Annotated in this window: 13 protein-coding genes; 3 read left to right on the plus strand and 10 right to left on the minus strand. The window is 67.8% G+C overall.

Going from position 1 to position 16,743, the window contains the following annotated elements; translation table 11 throughout:
- Window positions 1-11: 11 nt before the first annotated feature.
- A complete protein-coding gene (locus ACZ0AE_RS15710; RefSeq protein ID WP_448134284.1) occupies window positions 12-509 on the minus strand; it encodes a DUF2946 family protein in 498 nt (165 codons plus the stop codon).
- 184 nt (window positions 510-693) lie between these two features.
- Complete coding sequence (locus ACZ0AE_RS15715) at window positions 694-1,677, minus strand: LysR family transcriptional regulator (RefSeq protein ID WP_038686579.1); 984 nt, start codon at window positions 1,675-1,677, stop codon at window positions 694-696.
- 204 nt (window positions 1,678-1,881) lie between these two features.
- Between ACZ0AE_RS15715 and cysK the strand changes: the two genes are divergently transcribed.
- Together cysK and ACZ0AE_RS15725 are read left to right on the plus strand one after the other, a co-directional pair.
- Window positions 1,882-2,841: a cysteine synthase A gene (cysK, locus tag ACZ0AE_RS15720; protein WP_038686578.1), complete on the plus strand. Its 960-nt coding sequence runs from the start codon at window positions 1,882-1,884 to the stop codon at window positions 2,839-2,841.
- Window positions 2,842-3,088: 247 nt separating this feature from the next.
- Window positions 3,089-3,685 carry an O-acetyl-ADP-ribose deacetylase gene (locus ACZ0AE_RS15725; RefSeq protein ID WP_447595397.1) on the plus strand — a complete coding sequence of 199 codons (597 nt, stop codon included), beginning with the start codon at window positions 3,089-3,091 and terminating at the stop codon, window positions 3,683-3,685.
- A 64-nt stretch (window positions 3,686-3,749) separates the two neighbouring features.
- On the opposite strand, the gene ACZ0AE_RS15730 is transcribed toward ACZ0AE_RS15725, so the two are convergent.
- On the minus strand, window positions 3,750-4,385 hold the full coding sequence (locus tag ACZ0AE_RS15730; RefSeq protein WP_185753457.1) for a hypothetical protein: 636 nt from the start codon (window positions 4,383-4,385) through the stop codon (window positions 3,750-3,752).
- Between the two features lie 307 nt (window positions 4,386-4,692).
- Between ACZ0AE_RS15730 and ACZ0AE_RS15735 the strand changes: the two genes are divergently transcribed.
- On the plus strand, window positions 4,693-5,376 hold the full coding sequence (locus tag ACZ0AE_RS15735; RefSeq protein ID WP_463601561.1) for a hypothetical protein: 684 nt from the start codon (window positions 4,693-4,695) through the stop codon (window positions 5,374-5,376).
- A 23-nt stretch (window positions 5,377-5,399) separates the two neighbouring features.
- Here ACZ0AE_RS15735 and ACZ0AE_RS15740 read toward each other — a convergent pair whose 3' ends face one another.
- The 7 genes from ACZ0AE_RS15740 to ACZ0AE_RS15770 form a co-directional block, all read right to left on the minus strand.
- Window positions 5,400-6,731 carry a M1 family metallopeptidase gene (locus ACZ0AE_RS15740; RefSeq protein WP_463601562.1) on the minus strand — a complete coding sequence of 444 codons (1,332 nt, stop codon included), beginning with the start codon at window positions 6,729-6,731 and terminating at the stop codon, window positions 5,400-5,402.
- Window positions 6,732-7,071: 340 nt separating this feature from the next.
- A complete protein-coding gene (locus tag ACZ0AE_RS15745) occupies window positions 7,072-8,076 on the minus strand; it encodes a class I fructose-bisphosphate aldolase (RefSeq protein ID WP_038686571.1) in 1,005 nt (334 codons plus the stop codon).
- Window positions 8,077-8,243: 167 nt separating this feature from the next.
- Window positions 8,244-9,710 (minus strand): pyruvate kinase, encoded by a 1,467-nt coding sequence (gene pyk / locus ACZ0AE_RS15750; RefSeq protein ID WP_038686569.1) that lies wholly within the window; start codon window positions 9,708-9,710, stop codon window positions 8,244-8,246.
- Between the two features lie 213 nt (window positions 9,711-9,923).
- Window positions 9,924-10,589: an HAD hydrolase-like protein gene (locus tag ACZ0AE_RS15755; protein WP_463601563.1), complete on the minus strand. Its 666-nt coding sequence runs from the start codon at window positions 10,587-10,589 to the stop codon at window positions 9,924-9,926.
- Window positions 10,589-11,764 (minus strand): phosphoglycerate kinase, encoded by a 1,176-nt coding sequence (locus ACZ0AE_RS15760; RefSeq protein ID WP_038686567.1) that lies wholly within the window; start codon window positions 11,762-11,764, stop codon window positions 10,589-10,591. The genes ACZ0AE_RS15755 and ACZ0AE_RS15760 overlap by 1 nt, the downstream gene beginning before the upstream one ends.
- 776 nt (window positions 11,765-12,540) lie before the next feature.
- Window positions 12,541-13,905, minus strand: coding sequence for a DUF3999 domain-containing protein (locus tag ACZ0AE_RS15765; protein WP_463601564.1), 1,365 nt, complete (start codon window positions 13,903-13,905; stop codon window positions 12,541-12,543).
- The gene (locus tag ACZ0AE_RS15770; protein ID WP_463601565.1) at window positions 13,905-16,601 is read right to left on the minus strand and encodes a DUF2339 domain-containing protein; all 2,697 of its coding nucleotides are present in this window, start codon (window positions 16,599-16,601) and stop codon (window positions 13,905-13,907) included. The genes ACZ0AE_RS15765 and ACZ0AE_RS15770 overlap by 1 nt, the downstream gene beginning before the upstream one ends.
- Between the last annotated feature and the right edge of the window lie 142 nt (window positions 16,602-16,743).

Below are 16,743 nucleotides of genomic sequence, written 5' to 3' on the forward strand. Positions count from 1 at the left end.
CATCGGCGGTTTCAGGCGTTCAGCGGCGGGCCGCGTGCGGCATGCGCAGGCCAGCGCAGGCTGCGCGGCGTGGCGACGGCGCGCAGCACCGTCGGGGCGACCACCGGCAGCGCCGGTAGCAGCAGGATCAACACCGCCAGCCACGGCATCAGCCGCGAGGCCATCATGCAGTACTCGCACGCCTCGCCATGGCCGGCGTGTTCGTCCAGCGGTGGCGCAGGTGCACTCGGCGACGGGGCGGCGGCGTGCGTGGCCATGCCGTGCATCGGCATGTCCTGCATCGGCATTGCGTGGTGCTGGTGCGAGGCCGGCATGCCGTGCCCGGCGTGCGGATCAGCGGGAACGTCGGCAACCGGCATGGCATGGGCCATGCCCGAGGGCATCAGCATCAGCGGCGCATCGGCATGCGCCTGTTGCCAGCGGCTGAGCAGCGGCGCCAGCGCCATCAGCAGCGTGGCCACGAAGGCGAGCTGCAGCAGAACGGCGTACGGGCGACGGCGGACATTCACCCCGTCATGGTAGCGCCCGACCGTGGGTCGGGCGGCCCGACGCCCTGCGACCAACCGTCGCAGCGGCCTCTGCAAAGCCCCGGCCGATCCCCTACCCCCCTCTGGAGAAAAGCCCCCTTCTGTTGAAGGGGGCGCGCCAAAGGCGCGGGGTAGAGGAAGCATGCGCCGCCATCACCGTCGCTTCTCAGACGGTGATGGTCTGCGTCAGCGATTCCCAGGTGGGCGGCAGCGGCCAGTTGGCCTCCTGGTTGCCGTCGATGACGCGGCGCAGGTCGCGGGTGTCGATCTGCGGGGCCAGCACGTGCACCAGCTCCAGCGCGTAGTCGCGCAGCACGCGGTCGCGCGGCAGCACCGCCCACGCGATGCACTCGTCGATCGGGGCCGGGGCCGGCCACGCGCGCAGGTCTTCGTCGCTGGCGTTGACCGCCATTTCCGCCAGCAGGCCAACGCCCAGGCCGGTGCGCACGTAGGTCTTGATCAGATCCGCATCCAGCGCGGTCAGCGCGATGTCGGGGGTCAACCCGGCACTGGCGAAGGCACGCTGCAGCGAGGAGCTGCCGCGGGTGGAGGATTCATAGCTGATCAACGGCTGGGTGGACAGCGCCTGCAGGTCCGGTGCGGCACCGGGGCGGTCCAGCACATGCCCGCGCGGCACCAGCACCAGCCGCCGCCAGCGGTACAGCGGAATGGCGATACCGGCGCTGGGTTCGGCGCCGGCCGTGGAAATGATCGCAATGTCCGCATCGCCCTGGCTGAGCAGATCCAGCGCATCGCTTTCGGCGGCCTGCTGCAGGTGCACGCTGACCTGCGGGTAGGCCTGCTTGATCTTCGCCACGGCCGGCGGCAGCACGAAGCGCGCCTGGGTATGGGTGGTGGTGAGAACCAGCTGGCCCTGGCTTTCGCGGCGCTGGTTGGCCGCGTAGGTGCGGATGTTGTTGGCTTCGCCCAGCACGGCACGCGCGCGGCCGATCACTTCCACGCCGGCCGGCGTGACCGCTTCCAGGCTGCGCCCTTTGCGCACGAACAACAGGAAGCCCAGCTCGTCTTCCAGCTGCTTGAGCTGCTTGGACAAGCCAGGCTGGGTGGCATGCACGCGCGACGCGGCGAGCGTGATGTTGAGCTCGGCGTCGGCGATGGCCACCAGATAACGGAGTTGGGTCAGCGTCATGGGCGTGTGGCACGGCAGGCGAAGGGAGGGCAATCCGACTGTAGGGCAATTGCCGTCACCAGCTTATAACCAAATGTTGTTTAAGAAGGGTATTAGGTCATTTCCCGGGGGCATATGCCGGGGCTACGGTCTGCCGGAGCATCCCCGCCCTGCCCTCCCCCTGCCGCGCCGGGCGCGGTGAACGGACTTCCCTGGAGCATTCCCATGGCCCTGTACAACTCGATCCTGGACACCATCGGCAACACCCCGGTGGTCCGCCTGAACCGCATCGCCCCCGACCACGTCACCGTCTACGCCAAGGTCGAGTCGTTCAATCCCGGCGGCTCGGTGAAGGACCGGCTCGCGCTGGCGATCATCCTGGACGCCGAAGCGCGCGGCGTGCTCAAGCCCGGCGACACCATCGTCGAAGCGACATCCGGCAACACCGGCGTGGCGCTGGCGATGGTGGCGGCCGCGCGCGGCTACAAGTTCGTGGCCACCATGGTGGAGACCTTCTCCATCGAGCGCCGCAAGCTGATGCGCGCCTACGGGGCCAAGGTGATCCTGACCCCGGCGGCCGAGCGCGGCTCGGGCATGGTCCGCCGCGCCAAGGAACTGGCCGACGAGCACGGCTGGTTCCTGGCCAGCCAGTTCGCCAATCCGGCCAACCCGGCCTACCACCGCAACACCACCGCACCGGAAATCCTGCGCGATTTCGCCGGCAAGCGCCTGGACTACTTCGTGACCGGCTGGGGCACCGGCGGCACCCTGACCGGCGTGGGCGAGGTGCTCAAGGTGGCCCGCCCGGACACCCGCATCGTCGCGACCGAGCCGTCCGGTGCGGCGCTGCTCAAGGGCGAGGAATGGAAGCCGCACAAGATCCAGGGCTGGACCCCGGACTTCGTGCCGGAGGTACTCAACCGGGGCGTCTACGATGAACTGCTGAGCATCGACGATGCCCGCGCGATCGAGACCTCGCGCCGGCTGGCGGCCGAGGAAGGCATCTTCGTGGGCATCTCCGCCGGGGCCACGGTGGCCAGCGCGCTGGACATCGCCGCCCGGGCCGACAAGGGCAGCGTCATCCTGGCGATGCTGCCCGACACCGGCGAACGCTACTTCTCGACCCCGCTGTTTGCCGACATCAACGAGGGCTCCGACGACGACTGGCTGGCCGGTCTGCCCTGAGCCCCGCGTTGGTCTGAAGGAGCCCGAGACGCCCACCGCCCGGTGGGCGTCTTCGTATTCAGCTATCGAAGTTGCCTTCATCTACGGTGAAGGCAATGGACCGCATCGTGTGAACTGCAAGGCGGCGCACATCGGGTCGCGCCGCCTGAGACGATGATGACGCAGCCTAGATCCCCCGCCCGGTAACGTGCGAGGCAGCAGTCACCCGTTGCAATGGACCCGGTATCAGTATCAAGGAGCGGCACGCATGAAGATCGAAGTGTGGCAGGGCGACATCACGACCCTGGCGGTGGATGCGATCGTCAATGCGGCCAACGAATCCCTGCTTGGCGGTGGCGGTGTGGACGGCGCGATCCATCGCGCGGCCGGCCCGGCGCTGCTGGCCGAATGCCAGGCCCTGCCCGAGATCCGCCCGGGCATGCGCTGTCCCACCGGCGAGGTGCGTGCCACCGCGGCCTACAACCTGCCGGCCCGCCACGTGATCCATACGGTGGGCCCGGTGTGGCAGGACGGTCAGCGCGACGAACCGGCCCTGCTGGCCAACTGCTACTGGAAGTCGCTGCAGCTGGCCGAAAAGCTGGACCTGCACTCGATCGCGTTCCCGGCGATCAGTTGCGGCGTGTTCGGCTATCCGCTGCACCAGGCGGCACAGGTGGCGGTGACCGAAACCCTGGCGTGGCAGCGCAGCCATGCGCAGCCCAAGCGGATCGTGCTGGTTGCGTTCAACACGGCCACCGCGAAGGCCTACCTGCAGGCACTGGCGGCGGCAGGCCAGAGCGCGGACGAACCGCGCCCACTGGTGATGCCACCACTCGGCGATGCAGGCTTGGCGGCCTCGCATTGAGCGAAAACGCCTGATGCACGAAAAACGCCGGCACTGCGCCGGCGTTTTTTTCATGCGTTGCCGATCACGGACAGACCTGGGTGACCTGTGCGGTGCAGCTCAGCCCACCGCCCGCGGCGGGATACTGACCACCACAGGAAATCGAGACCGTGCCCGGTCCCGACGATGCAATGGTCTGGCCGGCCGTCATCGACGCGTTGGCGCCCGGCGCCTGGATGCCGCAGGTGGTGCCGTTGGTGCCGCCGGTGGCCGAGACGCACTGGATGGTGGCGTTGGCTTTCACGGCCGCCAGGCCGCGATACGAGTTGCCACCGCTGGCCGCGCCGGAAATCGTCTGCGATGCCGTGCACACCGTATCGTCGATCTGTGCCGTGCAGCTCAGCCCCCCAGTGGCGGGATACGTCCCGTTGCAGTTGAGGACGACGTTGCCGGCGCCGGTGGTGCCAATGGACTTCCCTACTTCAACAACGCCGTTCCAACCCGGGGCCTGCACACTGCAGCGCGGGATGGTGCCAGCACTGCCCCCGGAGGCCTGCGTGCAGGTGATCCGTGAGGCCGACGTGGCAATGGCATTGCCGGATGTGGAGCCGCCGTTGCGGGTACTTGCGGTAATGGTCTGGGTGGCAGCGAACGCGGCGCCTGCCAGCAGACCGCCTGCGACGAGCGCTACCAGCACACCGGGAAACAGTTGACGCTTCATCATCACTCCTACTCCTGTTGGAAAGAACATTCCCTTGGATGACACATGGAGAAGCCGGAACGCCGAACCGCAACCGGGCGCAGGACGCGCCCTTCCGTACACCACCCCCGGCCATCGTGGACCGTGCGTACAGATGCAAAAGCAATAGCTTGTATGCATCTCAATGCAGCCTACTGCGCATTGCGTCAATCGAAACGTGAACTGTGTTCTATTTCCACCTGCGTACCGCCGATAGTGTTTGCGCTGTAGCAGATGGGCATGGCGCAGGGGTAGCGCAGCCGTTACCGCCGCCAACACGGAGAATGGGATGAGCAAGGGAAACACGCTGCGGGTGGGCAGCCTGGTGGTGATCGTGCTGCTGGCCGGCCTCTGGTTGGTCGTGCAGCCGCGCTCGCTGGCCCGCATGCTCGGCACGGGCGAACCCGCAGATGGCCTGGCAGCGTCAGCCACGCCGGGATCTACCCGACCGACGTCACCGCTCAACGGGCGTGACGCGGGTACGCCAGATGCACGGTGGGTAACGCCCTCGACGCCGCCCGCGGCCAACCCAGCCCCCTACCTCGCGTTTGAATCGGCGATGCTGCAGGGCTCGGAACTCTCCCTCGACCAGGCCATGCTTGCGTTGAAGGGCGACGCGTTCGATCACTACCTGGCGGTGATCGCCCAGCAGTCGATGCGCGTTCCGGAAGCGGCGGAACTGACCGACGCGTATTCCCGGACCTTGCAGGCCGCACTGAAGGAAAATCCTGCGCTGTCGATGCAGAATTTTGCGTGCGGACTGAGCCTGTGCGCGGGCACGATCTCCACGGGCGGCCGCGCTGACGCGGCGCAGGTCGAGCAGTGGCGGCAGTCGCTGTCGCTTGCCGGTAACACGCCCGCCTATTCGATGATCGACGTAACGGTGCCCGGCAAGGACGGGCGCGTCGAGCACCGCTTCATCTTCTCTTCCGATGCCCGCATCAACGGTATCCACGGGCCTTCACTGCCGTAGCGCGGCATGCCGTTGCCAGCGTTTCAGCGCGCCGTTGCGTCTGCGCTGTACACCCAGTGCTGGAAGAACGGTTGCAGCGAGCGCCCGGCCGACTTTTCCATGGCGTGCTGGAAGTCGAGGGTGGTCACCGAACGGCCCTCATAGGTGCGGGTGTAATCGCGCAGGCCGCGCCAGAACACCTCCTCGCCCAGTTCACCGCGCAGCAGGTGCAGCACATACGCGCCCTTGCGATACACCACCGCGCGGTCGTCGCCGGTGGGCGCATCCCAGTTGGCATAGACCAGCGCATGGTCGGCGCCTTTGGCGCGCAGCGCATCCAGCCGCGTGCGCCAGCCCTGCACCTGCGCCTGGTAGGCGGCCTCGCCCTGCGCATGCTGCAGGTAGGCGGCGGTCATGAAGTTGGCCATGCCCTCGTTGAGCCAGAAATGTTCCCAACTGGCGCAGGTCACCCGGTTACCCCACCACTGGTGGGCGGCCTCGTGCGCCATCAGCGCGGTGTCATCCGGGTCGTCCAGCACGCCTTGCCCGTAGTCTTCGGACAGCAGCGACAGACCGGCCATTTCCTGGCCGATGGTACTTTTCACCAGTGCCTGCTGGTAACTCTCACCGCGGTAGGGCAGCCCGGCGCGCGCAGCGAAGAAGTCGAGCATGTCGCCGGTGCGGGCAAACAGCGTCTGCAGTTGTGCCGGGGTTCGATCCACCGACAGGAAGCGCAGTGCGATGGCATCGTGCTGGCGGGTGGCTTCCTGATAGCGCCCGGCCGCAAAGCCATACACGTACGCCGGCAGTGCGCTATCGGACGACCAGCGGTGTTCAATTCGTCCATCAGCCAGCGTGCGCGGTGGTTTTGCACGACCACTGCCGGCGGCCAGCAGACCGGCTGGTAGTGTGAGCGACAGATGCAGGCGGGCCCGCTCATCCGGCGCATCCACCGACGGCATCCATTGGCTGGTGGAGAACACGCTGTACACCTCGTCGCGCTCGGGGGCGAACTCCAGCCCGAAGCGGGGCGCGCCGGAGTATGCAATGCGAACGTTGCCGAAGGCGCCTGAAGGTATCGGCTCGGCCAGCGTGATCCGAAGGCGGCCGTTGGTCTGCTCGAACTGCAGCGCACGCCCGCCCTGGGTGACCGAAGCTATGTCCAGCTCGCCGGCATCCAGGGTCAATGTCTGCACGCGCTCGACCGCGTCGAACCACACCGTCACTTTTCCCTGCAGGCGCTTTTGCTGAATGTCCGGCTCAAGCGCGACTTCGTAGCTGATGACATCAAACGCGCGCGGTGCAGACGCATGTGCACGCACGGCAAACAACAACGGCATCAACAGAAGCGCGTGCAACAACGAACGGCATGCCATCTTCGACTCCCTTCTCGCCCAGGCCTGGCGCATCCTGCCATGCCACGATGGATGCGTGCGGCACGCCATCACAATGGTGGTGGACCTGGAAACAAACCCGCGATGTTCGATGGAGTCGGTGGGTCGGGCGCTGGGGCCCCATGCCCTTGGAGGCGAAATAAAGGAGGAGGTGGCGGCCGCAGGCCGACGCCGGAAAGGGCATGGGGACCCAGCGCCCGACCCGCCGACGGCGGCGCCGGGAAAGCGTCAAGGCACGTTCTGTTTGCCCCGCCTATCGGCGAAGAACCAAAAAAAATGCCGGCACAGGGCCGGCATTTTTTCAGGTGCGGTCAGCTCGGTATCAGCCGTTCCACTTGCCCAGTGCTGCCTGGCCGTTTTCCTTGGCGCGGTCGTACACGGTCTGCTGTGCCTTGGCGATGTTGGCCTTGGTGTCCTTGGCCCACAGCTTCAGCGCGGCCTGCTGCATGGCGCGGCCGTAGGAGAAGCTCAGCGGCCACGGCAGGTTGCCCATCTGGTTCATGGCATCCAGGTGCGCGGTGGACTGCTCGTCGCTCTGGCCGCCGGACAGGAACACCACGCCCGGCAGGATCGCCGGCACGGTGCTCTTGAGGCACATGACGGTCGATTCGGCCACTTCCTCGACGTCGGCCTGCTCTTCGCAGCCCTTGCCCGAGATGACCATCGAGGCCTTCAGGATGGTGCCTTCCAGCAGTACGTTCTGCTGGTACAGCGCGTCGAACAGCGAACGCAGGGTGGCTTCGGTGACTTCGTAGCAGGTCTCGATGTCGTGGTCGCCGTCCATGATCACTTCCGGCTCGACCATCGGCACCAGGCCACATTCCTGGCACAGCGCCGCGTAACGGGCCAGCGCGTGGGCATTGGACTCGATGCAGGTGCCCGACGGGATGCTCTCGCCGATGTTGATCACCGCACGCCACTTGGCGAAGCGCGCACCCAGCTTGTAGTACTCCTGCAGGCGCTCGCGCAGGCCGTCCAGGCCTTCGGTCACCAGCTCACCGGGGCAGCCGGCCAGCGCATGGGCGCCCTTGTCGACCTTGATGCCCGGAATGATGCCGTTGTCGGCCATGTACTTGGCAAACGGCACGCCGTCCTTGGTGGACTGGCGGATGGTTTCGTCGTACAGGATCGCGCCGGAGATATGCTCGTTCAGCTTCGGCGTGGTCAGCAGCATTTCGCGGTAGGCGCGACGGTTCTCTTCGGTGTTTTCCAGGCCGACGCTGGCGAAGCGCTTGCCGATGGTGCCGGTGGATTCGTCGATCGCGATGATGCCCTTGCCCGGGGCGACCATGGCCTGGGCGGTTTCGGCCAGCTGTTCGATGCTCATGTATTTCCTGTGGCGGGTGCGGGAAAAACGCAATTATAGCGCCCGCCTCCCGTGAACTGACCGTCCACAGAATCTGGAAACGCTTTCAGATGCCCAACGCATGACGGCGCGACGTTTCCGCCGCGCCGCCGTGTGCTGCACTGCCGGGGTTTGCCCGGCAGTTTCCCTTACAGGTCGCCCAGACCGCTGGCGCGCCCGTCTTCACCCACTTCCAGCAGGCGCAGGGTGTTGGTGGCGCCATGGGTTTCCATGTGCTCGCCGCTGGTGAACACCACGCGGTCACCGGCCTGCAGCTGGTTGGCTTCGACCAGCAGGCGGATGCTGCCGCGTGCAGCTTCGCGCGGGGTGAAACCGCGGCTGTCGAAGTTGATCGGGAACACGTCGCGCATCAGCGCCATCTGGCGGCGGGCGCCGTCGTGGCGGGTCACCGCGAACACCGGGGCCGACGCACGGAAGCGCGACAGGTAGCGCGCGGTGCCACCGGATTCGGTCATCGCCACGATCGCACGCACGCCCACGTGCTGGGACAGGAACATGGTGGCCATGGCGATGGCCTGGTCGGCACGTTCCAGGTTGCGCGGCGAGGCACCGAAATCGGTCTCGGTCTGGAACTGGCGTTCGGCACCGAGGCAGATACGGGCCATCGCTTCGACCGCCTTGACCGGGTACATGCCAGCGGCGGTTTCGGCCGACAGCATCACCGCATCGGTGCCGTCGATGACCGAGTTGGCCACGTCCAGCACTTCGGCGCGGGTCGGGATCGGGCTTTCGACCATCGACTGCAGCATCTGCGTGGCGGTGATCACCACCTTGTTCTGCGCCAGCGAGGCCTTGATGATCTTCTTCTGCAGGCCCGGCAGTTCGGCGTCGCCGATTTCCACGCCCAGGTCGCCACGGGCCACCATCACCACATCACTGGCGTCGACGATTTCTTCCAGGTTCTCGATGGCTTCGGTGCGCTCGATCTTGGACACCAGCGCGGCGTAGCAGCCATGCGATTCGGCGATGGCGCGCGCATCGTTCATGTCCTGCGCGTTGCGGCAGAACGAGACGGCGATGAAGTCCACGCCGATCTTGGCCACGATGCCGATCAGTTCCTTGTCGCGCTCGGTCAGCGCGCCCAGTGACAGACCGCCGCCCTGCTTGTTCAGGCCCTTGCGGTCGGACAGCACGCCGTCGTTGAGCACGGTGTTGATGATGCGCTCGCCCTGCACTTCCAGGACCTGCAGCTGCATCAGGCCGTCGTCGAGCAGCAGCACGTCACCGGCCACCACGTCCTGCGGCAGGCCGAGGTAGCTCACGCCCACCTGGGTGGTGTCGCCCGGAGGCGGGTTGGCCGAGGCGACCAGGTCGAAACGGTCACCGGCCTTGAGCTTGATCTTGCCTTCGGTGAAACGCTCGATGCGGATCTTCGGGCCCGGCAGGTCGGCCAGGATGCCCACTTCCACGCCCACGCGCTGCGCGGCGGCGCGCACGTCGGCGGCGCGCTTGGCCTGGCCGGACGGGTCACCGTGGCTGAAGTTGAGGCGAACCACGTTCACGCCGGCGCGGAAGAGATCCTCCAGCACGCCCGGCGGGTCGGTTGCCGGTCCGAGGGTGGCAAGGATCTTGGTGCGACGCTGACGCTCAATCATGGTAAATGGGCTCCCGGGAAAGGATCGAAATTAGCACACCCTTCACGTCCCATGAATACGTTTACAGCCTTGGGGCAGCTGGCTCTTGCTGTTGTCCTGCAGACACCGGCGGACCGCCGGGCGGACATCGGTTGACGCCGAAATGCCGACAAGCCCCGACCCGGTTGGCTTTGCGCGGGACATGCGGCGGCGTACGGGACGCCGCCGCGTGCCTCAGGCGAGCAGCGTGAGCAGGTCGTCCGGCGTGTTTGCCAGATGTTGCGCACCGGCCAATTGCAGCTCTTCGGCGCCGCCGAATCCCCACAACACGCCAATATTGCGCATGGCGTGATGACGCGCGCCGGCAATATCCATGCGCCGGTCGCCGATCATCCAGCACTGATCCGGGGTCAGCGACAGGCGCTGCAGGGCTTCGGCGACCAGCTGCGGTTTCTCGCTGCGGCTGCCGTCGATCGTGGCGCCGATGACGTCCTCGAAGCAGCTGCCAAACGGCAGGTGGTCGATGATGCGGCGTGCGTGCGGCTCGTTTTTGGCGGTGACAATGGCCAGGCGGTGGCCGCGGCCGTGCAGTTCCTGCACGACCTGGCCGATGCGCGGATACACCTCGTGCTCGCGCCAGCCCACCACGTCGAAACGCTCGCGGTAGTAGGTGACTGCCTGTTCGACATCGGCCGGGTCGGCAAACAGCGGAGCGAAGCTGGTGCGCAGCGATGGGCCGATCCAGCGCCGCAGTTCCTCCTGCGGCGGGACCGGCTGGCCCATCTGGGTGAGCGCATGGGCCACGCACTGGGTGATGCCGACCGCCGAGTCGATCAGGGTGCCATCGAGGTCGAAGAACAGCGTTGGGCGCTGTTCGAAGGCGTGACGACCGAGGGTCATCAGGCGCCCCGTGCTTCCAGCGCGGCGACCGCCGGCAGGGTTTTGCCTTCCAGGAACTCCAGGAACGCGCCGCCGCCGGTGGAGATGTAGCTGACCTGGTCGGCGATGTCGTACTTGTCGACAGCCGCCAGGGTGTCGCCGCCACCGGCGATGGAGAACGCCGGGGAGGCGGCGATGGCCTGGGCCAGGGCCTGGGTGCCGTGGCTGAAGGACTCGAATTCGAACACGCCGACGGGGCCGTTCCAGACCACGGTGCCGGCCTTGGCGATGAGCCCGGCGTAGTGCTGGGCGGTGTCCGGGCCGATGTCGAGGATGAGGTCGTCTTCGGCGACGTCGGCCACGGCCTTCACGGTGGCTTCGGCGTCGGGCAGGAACTGCTTGGCAACGACGACGTCGGTGGGCAGGGGGATGTCGGCGCCGCGGGCCTTGGCGTCGGCGACGATTTTCTTCGCCGTGTCGAGCAGGTCCGGTTCGTACAGCGACTTGCCGACCGGGTAGCCGGCGGCGGCGATGAAGGTGTTGGCGATGCCGCCGCCGACGATGAGCTGGTCGACCTTGCCGACGAGGCTGGACAGCAGTTCAAGCTTGGTGCTGACCTTGCTGCCGGCGACGATGGCGAGGAGCGGCTGGGCGGGCGCGAGCAGGGCCTTGGCGAGCGCGTCCAGTTCGGCCATGAGCAGCGGGCCACCGGCGGCGATGGGGGCGAAGCGGATGACACCATGGGTGGAGGCCTGGGCGCGGTGCGCGGTGCCGAAGGCGTCCATGACGAAGACGTCGCAGAGGGCGGCATACTTTTTGGCGAGCGTTTCGTCGTCCTTGCCTTCGCCGACGTTCATGCGGCAATTTTCGAGCAGGACGATGGAGCCGGGGGCAACGTCGACGCCGTCGACCCAGTCGCGCACGAGCGGGACCTGGACGCCGAGCAGCTGGGAGAGGCGCAGGGCCACGGGGGCAAGCGATTCGGCTTCGCTCCAGACGCCTTCGGTGGGGCGGCCGAGGTGCGAGGTGACCATGACGGCGGCGCCCTTTTCCAGTGCGAGCTTCAGCGTCGGCAGCGATGCGGTGATGCGCTGTTCGGAGGTGATGCGGCCATTCTCGATCGGTACGTTGAGGTCCTGGCGGATCAGCACGCGCTTGCCGGAGAGATCGAGGTCGGTCATGCGAACGATGGACATGGGCAACTCTTTGGCTGAAAAAGGAAAGGGCGCCACGCACGGCGCAGACGCCCATTGTCCCGGCTGCGCGGGTGCATCGCAAATTTTCGGGTGGAAATAGAAGGTAGAAGCCAAAAGCCAAGGCCAAGGCCAAGTCCAAGTCCAGAGCCCTGCGGCCGATGCTCCTACGCTGTGCGGGGGCCTGTGGGTTCACAGGACACGCTGCAAGTACGTCCCTGTAAGCTCCGTCGCCGCATCCATGCGGCTCAGGGTCCCGTGAACCCACAGGCCCCCACACTCGACAGTTGGTCGGCGCGCATGCAAAAGCCCACCGGTAGTGCCGGGCGCTGCCCGGCAGCCTCATCGTCATGAATGCGGAGGAATGGTGAGAAGCACGTCCACAAAGCGGCGCACGGACACGTAGTGCCGGGCGCTGCCCGGCAGCTCTCATCCTCACCAATGCGGATGGATGATGAGAAGCACGACCACAGAGCGGCGCCCGGACACGTAGTGCCGGGCTCTGCCCGGCAGCTCTTCACCACCAATCCCATCCGCGGAAAACCGTCACATCGCGACGTAGTGCCGGGCGCTGCCCGGCAGCTCTTCCCCCACCGCCAACGCGGTGAACCGTCCGGAGGTGGCCGGGTGGCCTTGCCCAGGACCGTGTGTTGCCATGGATGGCAACACCGAGCCCCCAGGGACGGGTTTACGGCGTGTCCTGGGCAAGGCCACCCGGCCACCTCACCGCATGAACAACCAAAGCGCTGCCTTAGCCGTCAGCAAAACAACAACAACAATCAACCATCAACGTCCGCAGGCTTCTGCCGCAGCACGCTCACCGCAAACCCGCCCACGATCAGCACGCCCAGCATCAGCAGCCCCCACAGCAGCCACCGCTTCCAGTCGCGCTGCGGGGCCACGGCGGCGTCGCCGCCCAGAACCTGCGCCTGCCCTTGCAGCGTGGCGGCGGCCGGCTGCCATTGCGCGCCCTGCTGCTCGCGCAGTTGCGCGATCACCGTGCCCACCGGCGCATCGCTGCGGCGGGCGCGCACGCTGCCGGCGGCCACGCTGTATGGCGGCTCGCCCTGGCTCAGGAACACCAGGGCCTCGGGCTGGTAGCCCAGTTTCAGCGTGGGTGCCTGGTTCGGCTCGGCCTGCGCCGCCACCAGCTTCCAGTAGCGGTCGCGCGTGGGCACCGGCAACGATTGTGTCTGCGACCGACGGCGTTCGGCGGCGTCCTGCACCTGGTAGGCCACCCACGGGCCTGCGCGTACCTGCCACGGCTGCGCGGCATCGTCGCGGCTGAGCAGCGTCCACTGCACCACGCTGTTGTCCGCCGTGCTGATGTCGACCTGCGAGATCGGGAAACGCCCCTGCAGCTGGTACTCGAACTCGCCCGGCTTGCCGGCCGCGCCACCCAGCGATTCCCAGCGCCAGTTGATCGCCTCCAGCGCCGGTGCCAGTTCCGCCTGCACGTTGGACAGCACCGGCAGTGCATCGGCACCGATCGGCAGGATGCGGAAATAGCGCGCCTGGCGGCCGATCTCGATACGCCGCTGCTGCAGGCGTCGTCCGTCGTGCTGCAGGTCCACCAGTGGTACGTCGTCGGCAATGCGCTGCCACTGTTGAAGATCGTCGCTGGCCTCCACCCGTACCCGCGCCTGCAGCGACGACTGCGCCTGCCAATCCAGCCGCAGCGCCTGCACGCCCACTTTCAGCGCACTTGCGTCCACCAGCCACCCGGCGGCCTGTGCACTGCCGCCGCCACTGCGGCCCAGCCGCGCTTCCACCCGGCGCACGCTGCCGTCGGTGTTGCGTTCGGTCAGCAGTTGCAGGCCATCGGCACCGGCACCGGCCATCGCCGGCAGCGGGAACCAGGCCAGGTCCTGCCACTGCGCAGGACGCGCCAGCGGCTGGTCGGCACTCAGCAACGTGGTCGGCAGGGCCTGGCCCTGCGCGTTGAACACCTGCACATCCGCCAGCCTGGGCGACACCGCGCTGCGGTATACCGCCTCGTCCAGCATCACCCGGTAAGCGCCGGCCTGCGGCTGGGACAGCTGCAACGGCCATTGCTGGCGGTAGTCCTGGCGCGCATCGGCGGCCTGCACCAGCGACGGCGATGCGGCAAGGGACAACACGGCGATCAGGGTGCGCAACGTCATCACGACTGAGACTCCACGGTAGCGTCCGGCGCGCGCGGCGGTGCCGGTGCGAGGTAGCCCACGACCGTGCACAGCAGGCCGTAGGCGATGAAGGAAGAAATGCCCAGCAGGTTGCCCAGGTGTTGGCGGTCGATCAGCACCAGCTTGGCCAGCACCACGCCCATCAACACCGCGCCCACCAGCCACAGGGTGCGCTGGCCACGGCGCGAGCCCCACACCCAGCTGATCACGCCGAGCACGCTCCAGACCACGGTGAGGCTGGTCTGGGCCAGGGTCGAGGACCACAGTGCGTCGTTCCACGGCACCGCGCCCCAGTGGTGCACGGTATGCAGGGTGGTGCTGGTAAGCAGGGCGAAACCGGCGATGGCCAGCACCGGGACGCGCCGGCCACGCAGCCCGGCCGGTGCCGGGGCCGACCACAGCCAGCGTGCCGCCAGGGCGAGCACCGCCAGCTGCGCCAGTTCCATCGGATTGAGCAGGGGCAGCCACGGCAGCGGTGCCGGCGAGGCCGGTTGGATCAGCAGACACAGCCAACTCACGCCCAACACCCCGAACAGCGTGGCGGTAAGTGCGGTGCGCAGCGCGTCGAAGCGTGCGCCCAGCGGCATCGCCAGCCACGGCCAGCGCAGCAGTGCGGTGGCGGCCACCAGCAGCCACGGCAGCAACGCCAGTGCCAACGACCAGCCCTGCGCCAGCGCGAAGCGATCGGCCAGCCACATGCATGCCAGCGACACCACGCTGGGCCACAACAGCCACCAGCTGAACTGTGCGGCCAGCGCCACCCGGTCCTGCCCACCGCGCAGGCACCACAGGCTGCGCACGCCCAGCAGCGCGAACACGGCCCAGGCCAGCGCGCCGTAGCCGGCGAACGGCTGCTGGTGCACGTCGGCCTGCCACAGCGCCAGCGGGAACGCGGCCAGCAGCATCGCCAGCGTGGTCAGCACCAGCGCGCGGGCCGGCGCGCGCCGATGCACTTCGGCCGCCACCCAGGCGCTGAAAGCCACCGCGATCAGCAGCGCATCCGGGCGGCTGTCGCGGTCGACGAACCGGCCCACCTCGTGGATCACGCCTCCCAGCCACCACAGCAGGCCCCACAGGTAATACACGATGGCGGGCGAATCCTGGCGTGCACGCCGGTAGCACCACGCCGAGGCGAAGCCGGCCACGGCCAGCAGCAGCCCGCTCATGAAGGTGGGATTGGCGATCGCGGTGGCATCGGTGTGCCAGTAGTCGGCGCCGGCCACGAACCCGAACGCCGCGCCCAGCTGCAGCAGCGCGCCGGCGATCTGGGGCAGCCACCGCTTCTGGCGCAGGCCCAGCCAGACCAGCCCGGCGCCTTCCAGTGCGAACACGCTGGCGGTGGCGCGCGCAGACAGCGCCAACGGTACCGCCAGGGTGGCAAAGCCCACGGCCAGCACCGCGTGCGACTGGCCCAATGCGGCGTAGCGCGCGCGCCGGATCAGCGCCCAGCCGAGCACCGCGTACAACGCCGCCAGGCCCAGGGCACACAGGGCCAGTGCAAGCCGGTCGTCATGCAGCATGCCGGCCTGCAGCGAGAAGGCGATCAGCGGCGTACCGAACACCAGGCTGCCGTCGACCAGGTCGCGCTTTTCCGCCGGCTGCCGGCGTGCATACAGGATCGGAATCAGCAGGTAGAAGGCGAAGAACAGCAGCAGGAACGGCTCGGTGCTGCTGAACTTGTCGGCGTTGTACTGCAGCACGCCCCACGCAGTGCCGATGCCGAAGGTGAAGGCAAACCCGAGCAGGTTGAGTACCCGCCACGGACGCCACCAGGCAATGGCCAGGATCGCCGCGTTGAGCACCGCGTAATACGAGAACAGTGCGACGTGGTTGCCGCTGCCGGTGGACAGCCAGATCGGCGCCATGAATCCGGCGAGGATGCCGAGCACCGCCAGCGTGCGCGAATTCTGCACGACCGCCAGCACGCCCATGCCGGCGATCAGCAGCACGCTCATCGCAAACGCCGGCAGGGCATCGATCAGGTCGTAGCGCTTGAACGCGGCGAAGACGGTCAGCAGCAGCACGCCGATCGCCCCGCCCTGCAGCGCCAGCGCGAACAGGCGCCGGCGGTCGCGCTGGACCCAGCCGAACACCAGGCCGCCCAGAGCGGCAGCGGCAATGGCGGCCAGCCGCAGCTCGATCGGCGCGTTCAACCAGCCTTGGTCGCTGGCGTACTTGAGCAGCGCGGCGACACCGGCCAGCAGCACCAGCATGCCGATCTTGACCGGCACGTTGCCGTCGGTGAACCAGTGTTTGATGGCCCCCACAATGCGCTCGCCCAGGCCTGGCTCCGAAGGCGGTGGCGGCGCGCTCGGTGCCGGCGGCAACGGTGGCGGCCGGCTGGGGGGCGCGGCGGGGGCCGGGTCAGCAGCTGCGGCAGGTGCGGCCGAGGCCGATGCGTCCGGCATGGCCGGCCCGGTCAGGGTGGCCGGCGGTTGGGCAGCGTCGGCAATCGGGACGCGTGCCTGGTAGGGCTGGTCGGCCCAATGCACCGAACGCACCTCCGGCGCGTCGGCGCGTGCGGGGTCAGCGACGTTGGCCGGCCGACCCTCGAACTGCTGCAGTTCCAACGCGGCAACCCGCCGACGCAGGCCGGCGATCATCACCAGCGCCACGATCAGCAGCACCGGGATCAGCAGCAGCACCACCGCTACCAAGGCAATCAACGCTTCCATTGCACGCCATCCTCATAGGGAAGCCCCGGCGGCACTTGCCAACGCCATGCCGGTGGCACGCGGCCATGCTAATGGATCGGCAGCGGCTGCGGGCGGTCGCCCACCTGGACCGGTTGCACTCCGGAAACGACGAACCCCGGCA

The organism is Stenotrophomonas sp. AC248 (assembly GCF_979258185.1).

Coding starts and splice junctions, on each gene's coding strand:
- ACZ0AE_RS15760 (WP_038686567.1), bottom strand. CDS start 11,764: ATGTCCATCGTTCGCATGACCGACCTCGATCTCTCCGGCAAGCGCGTG.
- ACZ0AE_RS15770 (WP_463601565.1), bottom strand. CDS start 16,601: ATGGAAGCGTTGATTGCCTTGGTAGCGGTGGTGCTGCTGCTGATCCCG.
- ACZ0AE_RS15765 (WP_463601564.1), bottom strand. CDS start 13,905: ATGACGTTGCGCACCCTGATCGCCGTGTTGTCCCTTGCCGCATCGCCG.
- ACZ0AE_RS15730 (WP_185753457.1), bottom strand. CDS start 4,385: ATGAAGCGTCAACTGTTTCCCGGTGTGCTGGTAGCGCTCGTCGCAGGC.
- ACZ0AE_RS15735 (WP_463601561.1), top strand. CDS start 4,693: ATGAGCAAGGGAAACACGCTGCGGGTGGGCAGCCTGGTGGTGATCGTG.
- ACZ0AE_RS15755 (WP_463601563.1), bottom strand. CDS start 10,589: ATGACCCTCGGTCGTCACGCCTTCGAACAGCGCCCAACGCTGTTCTTC.
- pyk (WP_038686569.1), bottom strand. CDS start 9,710: ATGATTGAGCGTCAGCGTCGCACCAAGATCCTTGCCACCCTCGGACCG.
- ACZ0AE_RS15745 (WP_038686571.1), bottom strand. CDS start 8,076: ATGAGCATCGAACAGCTGGCCGAAACCGCCCAGGCCATGGTCGCCCCG.
- cysK (WP_038686578.1), top strand. CDS start 1,882: ATGGCCCTGTACAACTCGATCCTGGACACCATCGGCAACACCCCGGTG.
- ACZ0AE_RS15725 (WP_447595397.1), top strand. CDS start 3,089: ATGAAGATCGAAGTGTGGCAGGGCGACATCACGACCCTGGCGGTGGAT.
- ACZ0AE_RS15715 (WP_038686579.1), bottom strand. CDS start 1,677: ATGACGCTGACCCAACTCCGTTATCTGGTGGCCATCGCCGACGCCGAG.
- ACZ0AE_RS15740 (WP_463601562.1), bottom strand. CDS start 6,731: ATGGCATGCCGTTCGTTGTTGCACGCGCTTCTGTTGATGCCGTTGTTG.